General features: G+C 29.0%; 7 protein-coding genes. 2 read left to right on the forward strand and 5 right to left on the reverse strand.

The window, feature by feature from the left end; translation table 11 throughout:
- Positions 1–216: 216 nt before the first annotated feature.
- The 5 genes from NSA58_RS13265 to codA form a co-directional block, all read right to left on the reverse strand.
- A complete protein-coding gene (locus tag NSA58_RS13265) occupies positions 217–432 on the reverse strand; it encodes a hypothetical protein (protein ID WP_039678383.1) in 216 nt (71 codons plus the stop codon).
- 193 nt (positions 433–625) lie between these two features.
- The gene (locus NSA58_RS13270; RefSeq protein ID WP_257560549.1) at positions 626–979 is read right to left on the reverse strand and encodes a carboxymuconolactone decarboxylase family protein; all 354 of its coding nucleotides are present in this window, start codon (positions 977–979) and stop codon (positions 626–628) included.
- Positions 980–1076: 97 nt separating this feature from the next.
- On the reverse strand, positions 1077–1502 hold the full coding sequence (locus tag NSA58_RS13275) for a MarR family winged helix-turn-helix transcriptional regulator (protein ID WP_039678381.1): 426 nt from the start codon (positions 1500–1502) through the stop codon (positions 1077–1079).
- A 115-nt stretch (positions 1503–1617) separates the two neighbouring features.
- On the reverse strand, positions 1618–2880 hold the full coding sequence (locus NSA58_RS13280) for a Gfo/Idh/MocA family protein (RefSeq protein WP_039678380.1): 1263 nt from the start codon (positions 2878–2880) through the stop codon (positions 1618–1620).
- 240 nt (positions 2881–3120) lie between these two features.
- Positions 3121–4392 carry a cytosine deaminase gene (gene codA / locus NSA58_RS13285; RefSeq protein ID WP_257560550.1) on the reverse strand — a complete coding sequence of 424 codons (1272 nt, stop codon included), beginning with the start codon at positions 4390–4392 and terminating at the stop codon, positions 3121–3123.
- 485 nt (positions 4393–4877) lie between these two features.
- Between codA and panC the strand changes: the two genes are divergently transcribed.
- Positions 4878–5723 carry a pantoate--beta-alanine ligase gene (gene panC / locus NSA58_RS13290; RefSeq protein ID WP_039678378.1) on the forward strand — a complete coding sequence of 282 codons (846 nt, stop codon included), beginning with the start codon at positions 4878–4880 and terminating at the stop codon, positions 5721–5723.
- A complete protein-coding gene (locus NSA58_RS13295) occupies positions 5723–6691 on the forward strand; it encodes a bile acid:sodium symporter family protein (protein ID WP_052232847.1) in 969 nt (322 codons plus the stop codon). The genes panC and NSA58_RS13295 overlap by 1 nt, the downstream gene beginning before the upstream one ends.
- Positions 6692–6846 lie beyond the last annotated feature (155 nt).

A 6846-nucleotide genomic window follows, 5' to 3' on the forward strand; every position in this document is an offset into this window, starting at 1 on the left:
ATACCTTTTATTTGTATTTTTATTTATATTTCATACAACTGTCATCTACTTCTAATTATAACTCCATAAATTGCTATTTATCATATACAAAAATACCCTATAGAGTAGATTTTTTATTAACTATCTACTTTATAGGGTACATTTTAATTTTCATATGACCTTTTATTTATCAATTTTATAAATTCATAAACTTATTATGATATTGTTTTTTATACTTTACTTTGTCTTAGATTTAATTTTGCTCATTTTTCTTTCTGCTAAACTAATTATACTTCCTAAAACCATTGAACCTACAATTAATAAAGGGAAATAAAAAATAAAACTATTGCCACCTGGTTTAGACTCTGCTGCATGAACCACTATAGTATTCGTTCCCATTATCATTAGAAAACTAATAACTAAGATGAAGATTAAACTTTTGCAATATTTCATTTTTTTCGCCTCACTTTTTATGAATATATCTTTGAAAAATATATTCTTTATATATTATATTGTCGCAGGCAGAAAAAATTTCAACTTTTTATAAATATATTACATAACCTTATATATGTTACACAAAGTGTCATTATAAGCTCTCCAAATAAAGTCTAAGTGCAAATCTTGTTAATAATACAATCTAAAATTTTTATTTAAAATCACTTTCAAATTCATCTATAGCATCTTTTAATAAAGTTACACTATAAGCCATAGATGGTCCACCACCAAATCCTACAGCAACCATAGCTGCCTCTATTATTTCTTCTCTTGTAGATCCAAGCTCCAATGATTTATAAACATGATAAACTATACAATATTCACAGCGGTTATACACTGCAATAGCAACACTCATAAGCTCTTTAGTTTTTGTACTTAAAGCTCCTTCTTTGTACCCAGTATTTAAAAGTCTCATAAATGCATTAACATTTGACTTATTAGTTTCTGCAAGTTCCTCTAACCCCTGAGTAAATGAATTTAATATTTCTCTAACATCTTTTTTCATAGTATCCCCCTTGATTTAAATGCTGTAGCAATAATTGCTATAGCAAGTATTTAAGAGAATTGTAGCACTGAGTGCTACTGTTGTAAAGTATTTACTGCTATTTATTTAGATTTTTTACCATTTTATTTAAAACTTCTTTGAAAGTTTCCAAATCTTCGTCACTTATTCCTTTAATACAATCTTTTGAGAACTTTTCTCCTATAGGCAGTATTTCATCTCTTTTTTTCATTCCTTCTTCTGTAAGAAATAGCTTTGTAACTCTTCTGTCCGTTGGATCTTTTTCTCTTTTTACTATATTTTCTTTTTCCATACGATCTATTAACCTAACAATGGACGATTCGTTAGAATCTAGTATTTGAGCCAAATCTCTTTGAGTAATTCCTTCATTATTGCCTATATAAAATAGTGCAATCCATTGAACTCTTGTAATATTATGTTCTTGAAGCCTTTGGTTAAATAATTCCGTAATCTCTTTGTTGTATTTGTTAGTTATAAATGCTATACAATCCTCTAGATTAAACATATTTATCTCCTTTGCTATATTTTATTTCATTTTAAACTTATTAAACATTTAACTTTAGTGTATCATTAATAATCTTATTTAGGTTAAAAACATAGAAAATTAATATAAAAAATGATTAAAAATTTCTTTGATTATTCCAAAACTTTTCTACATTAACTACTTTATGATTTAATCTAGAGTATTCAGCTGCAAAGGATATTATATGACTTTCCACAGAATTAATTGCACTTGTTTTGACTTCCCTTTTATTTGAACTTACTGCTTGCACAAAATCCTCCATTAGTTTGAAATCCCCTCCACCATGGCCACTTTTTACTATTTTAGGATGAATTACTGTATGATGTTCATCTCCAAATTTGTGTACATCTATTATATTCTTTTGCAGATTTCCTCCCACTTCTCCATGGGTAAACATAAGCTTTATAGTTCTTGTACAATCTTTTGTGAATGCAGATAAATTGAAAGTGGCTGTTATGTTGTCTTCAAACTCTAGTATACTTACCATATGATCTACTACATTATTATCACATTTGTATACACATCTACCATAAGGACCAGTAGTTATAGCTTTTTCTAAATTTTTCTTAGTCGGATTTGGGTCAACTGCATATAAAGATGCTTTTAGTACACCATCTTCCAAATATATTTTCTTAGCACTATATGGGCAAAATCTCTCCACTTCACAGTCCATACATCTAGGTGCCATATTTTCTGTGAAGTTTTCTTCTTTCATATGGCTTAGACTTCCAAAGGAAGATATATATTTGCAACTTTTTCCTGTTAACCATAATAAGATGTCTATATCATGACAACTTTTGGCTAATATAAGTGGACTTGTTTCATTGCTATTTCTCCAGTTCCCACGTGTATAACTATGTGCAAAATGATAATACCCTATATTTTCATTATGTTGTATGCTTACAAGGTTGCCTAATTCTTTGCTGTCTACTATTCTTTTTAGTTCACTAAAAAACGGTGTGTATCTTAGTACATGGCATATCATAAATACTTGGTCTTTGTGCTTTAGGGCCAGTTCTCCAAGTTTAATAACTTCATCTAGTTTGTTTGACATAGGCTTTTCTAATAAAACATGATATCCTTTTTCCAACGCGATTTTTGTTGGCTGGTAGTGACATTCATCACTGTTGGCTATGATTATAGCATCTGCTAATTTGTCTTTTGATAGGAGTTTTTCCCATGATGTGAATGTGTTTTCTTCTTTTGTATTGTATCTATTTTTAAAGTTATTTCTTTTTTCTTCCTTTGGCTCTGCTACTGCTACTATTTCACCTAAATCAGGATTTTCTAATAGATATGGTGCGTAGGCATTCATTCCTCTTGTTCCTGCTCCTATTACAGCAACTGATATTTTTTTCATACTATCTCCACCCTTAATTCATATATGTGGTATTTTTAAGTAGATATTTATTTCTACTATATATTCATATGTGTGGTTAAGATGATTATGAAAAATAAAAACTTCATACACAAAAATAGCCTGGATAATCGGTTATCCAAGCTATTTTGTAGTATATGATGTATATGAACATGCTGTTTCTATTAAGGAAATATTGATAGTACATTTAAATTATGGACATAATTTATATTTTTTATACAATTATATTAAAAATTTATTATTTGCTTCAATTTGTTCTGGTATTCTTTTAAATAAAAATTCTCCATCTCTTACTGAATATAAAACAGAAACTCTATCACAAATAGCGTCAAATTCAGTTTGTGCATTTAATACTATAAAGTTAGCCTTTTTCCCAACTTCTATTCCGTAATTATCAGTTATATTTAATGTTTTAGCTCCATTTACAGTTATTAAATCAAGGGCATTGTTTATTTCTTCAAAACTCATCATCTGGCATATATGTATTCCTGCATCTAATATATTCATTAGATTTCCAGATCCCAATGGATACCAAGGATCTGACATTGAATCTTGTGCAAAGCAAACATTTATACCTTCTTCAACCATCTCTTTTACTCTAGTAACTCCACGTCTTTTTGGATAAGTATCAAATCTTCCTTGCAAATGGATATTCTCTGTTGGGCATGCTATAAAATTTAATTTTGATTCTTTTAACAGTTTAAATAATTTGTAAGTGTAAGCATTGTTATATGAGTGCATTGCACAAGTATGGCTGGCAGTTACTTTTTCCCCTATACCTTCCATATATGCATGAGCTGCCAAAACTTCTAAAAATCTTGACTGCTCATCATCAGTTTCATCACAGTGCACATCAATTAATCTGTTGTATTTTAATGCAAGTTCTATAGTTTTTTTAACTGATTTTTCCCCAAACTCTCTAGTATATTCAAAATGTGGTATAGCTCCAACTACATCAGCTCCCATTTTTAAAGCTTCTTCTACTAGTTCATCTCCACCTTTATATGCATACATTCCTTCTTGAGGAAATGCTATTATCTGCATATCTACCATATTTTTCATTTCTTCTTTTAATTCTAACATGGCCTTTAAAGATGTAAGATTTGGGTCAGTTACGTCAACATGAGTTCTTATATGTTGTATACCACTTAGGACTTGCTTTTTTAAGGCTAATTTAGCTCTAGATTTCACATCATCTATTGTTAAATTGGATTTGGAGTCTGACCATCTTTGAATTCCTTCAAATAATGTTCCTGTTGAATTTTTAGCTCCAGGTGTGTGAGCTGTATACACATAGTCTAAATGAATGTGTGGCTCAACATATGGAGGAATTGTTAAATTTCCCTTTAAATCAATGATTTCTAAGTTATCTTCTTTATTGTACTTATTAACTAAATCATTTTCAATTTCTTTAATTATCCCATCAACTACTAAAATATCTACTGTATTATATTTGCCTTTTAATTTAGCATTTAAAAAAAGTTTTCTTTTCATTATATCTCTCCTATTACTAAGTAAATATATTTTATGTAAATAGTAACATGATTAATTTTTATAGTCATTGTACTTTAAGTCTAATTATTTTCAGTAATTTTGTACTGTATATATTAATATGATAAATTACATTTCAAACGAAAAAATCGAAATGCTGATATACTTAAATTAAAAAGTTGAAATATTGACAGAATATGTTAGAATAATTTTGATGGTATTCTTTTTCACAAGAAACTATACAAATAAAAAACTATATGGATAATTTTATATTTATTTTTCCATCCTACTAAATGATAGAGGATAGGACCTTTTAGATTACTATAAATACATTATTTTCATAGTTCTATTTTTTGTATAAAAAATGTGATAAGTAAAACCACGAATTTAGTTCGTGTTTTTTTATTGCAAAAATAAAATAATTTCTTACTCATTAAAGACTTCTATCTGAAAAAGAATGCTAAAAAACAATAGAGGGAGAGCTTTAAATGAAAGTATTAAAAACAGTAGACGAAGTAAAAAAACTATCAAATCAATGGAAAAAAGAAGGAAAAACAGTTGGTTTAGTACCAACTATGGGTTATCTTCATGAAGGTCATATGAGCCTAATTGAAAGATGTAGAAAAGAAAACGATAAAGTAATTGTTTCAATTTTTGTAAACCCAGCTCAATTTGGAGAAAACGAAGATTTAGATGCTTATCCAAAGGATTTTGAAAAAGATAAGGCTTTATGTGAAAAAGCTGGCGCAGATTTAATTTTTAATCCTGATACATCTGAAATGTATTCAAACCCGCGTACATATGTAAATATTGATGGATTGTCAGATTATCTATGTGGAAAATCAAGACCAATTCATTTTAGAGGTGTATGTACAGTAGTTAGCAAATTATTTATAATTACAAAGCCTGATAATGCTTATTTTGGGCAAAAAGATGCTCAACAATTGGCAATCATAAAGAAAATGGTTAAAGACTTAAATTTCGATGTGAATATTGTAGGATGTCCTATCGTTAGAGAAGAAGATGGCTTAGCAAAATCTTCGAGAAATGTATATTTAAATGCAAAAGAACGTAAAGCTGCACTGTGTCTTTCAAAAGCTATTACTGCAGGAAAACTCCTTGCAAATAGTGAAACTGATGCAGATAAAGTAAAAAATGAAATGATAAAAATTATAGAGGCTGAACCTCTAGCAAAAATAGATTATGTAGAAATTGTTGATAATGAAACTATGCAACCTGTTTCAGAAATTAAAGATAATACATTAGCTGCCATGGCAGTTTACATTGGCAAAGCTCGCCTTCTTGATAATTTTATTAAGGAGGGTAAAAACTAATGAGTAAATTAATTTTATCACTTAGTCAATATGCCTCTAAATATATTGGTGTCTTAGTAATATTAATATCTTTATTTGCATTTTTATCTCCATCAATGTTTGAGTGGGCAACTACTTATACATCATTGTTGCTTGGTTTTGCCATGTTTGGTATGGGGATGACTATTAATGCCAATGATTTTAAAAATATTTTAAGACATCCTAAAGATGTATTTATAGGTTGCTTAGCTCAATTTTTAGTTATGCCACTAATTTCATATTTATTGGCAGTAACATTTAACTTGCCTACACCAATTGCTATTGGAGTTATTTTGGTAGGTTGTTGTCCTGGAGGAACAGCAAGTAATATAATTACTCATATAGCAGGTGGTGATACTACTCTTTCTGTTAGTATGACTGTGGTTTCCACATTACTTTGCCCAATCTTAACCCCTTTATGGATTTATCTGTTGGCTGGACAATGGGTGGATGTTTCAATTTTATCCATGATTACATCTGTCGTAAAAGTAGTTCTTGTGCCTATAATTTTAGGCATAATTATTAATTATAAAATGAAAAATAAAAAAGAATATTTATCATCAGTTATGCCTCTTATTTCTGTAGTTTCAGTATTACTTTTAATTGCAGGAATAGTTGCTACTAATAAAGAACAACTGCTAATTTGTGGATCAACGGTTTTTATTATAATTATACTGCATAATGTAATAGGTATGATTCTTGGATTTACAATTGCAAAATTATTTAAAATGGATTTACCTAAATCAACTGCTGTATGTGTGGAAGTTGGAATGCAAAATAGTGGACTAGCTGTTTCTCTTGCATTGTCAAATTTTGCAACTCAACCTCTTTGTGCAGTTCCTGGTGCAATCTTTAGTATTTGGCATAATATTTCTGGTGGAATACTTGCTTCTATTATGAAAAAAAGAAGTGAGGATAATAATATAAATTATATACCTGAATTTGAATAATTTTTAATATAAAAACCGTATTACTTACCTAACTTACTGACTTCTATTTCTGCTTTCTTAACTGCATCTGAGTAAGTCATACCTTCCTCTATATAAACATTAGCAAGTATTAACACTTGTTCAATCTTTTTACCTTTCATTTACTCCACCCTTTA

The sequence above is a fragment of the Terrisporobacter muris genome (assembly GCF_024621905.1).
Taxonomy (GTDB): domain Bacteria; phylum Bacillota; class Clostridia; order Peptostreptococcales; family Peptostreptococcaceae; genus Terrisporobacter; species Terrisporobacter muris.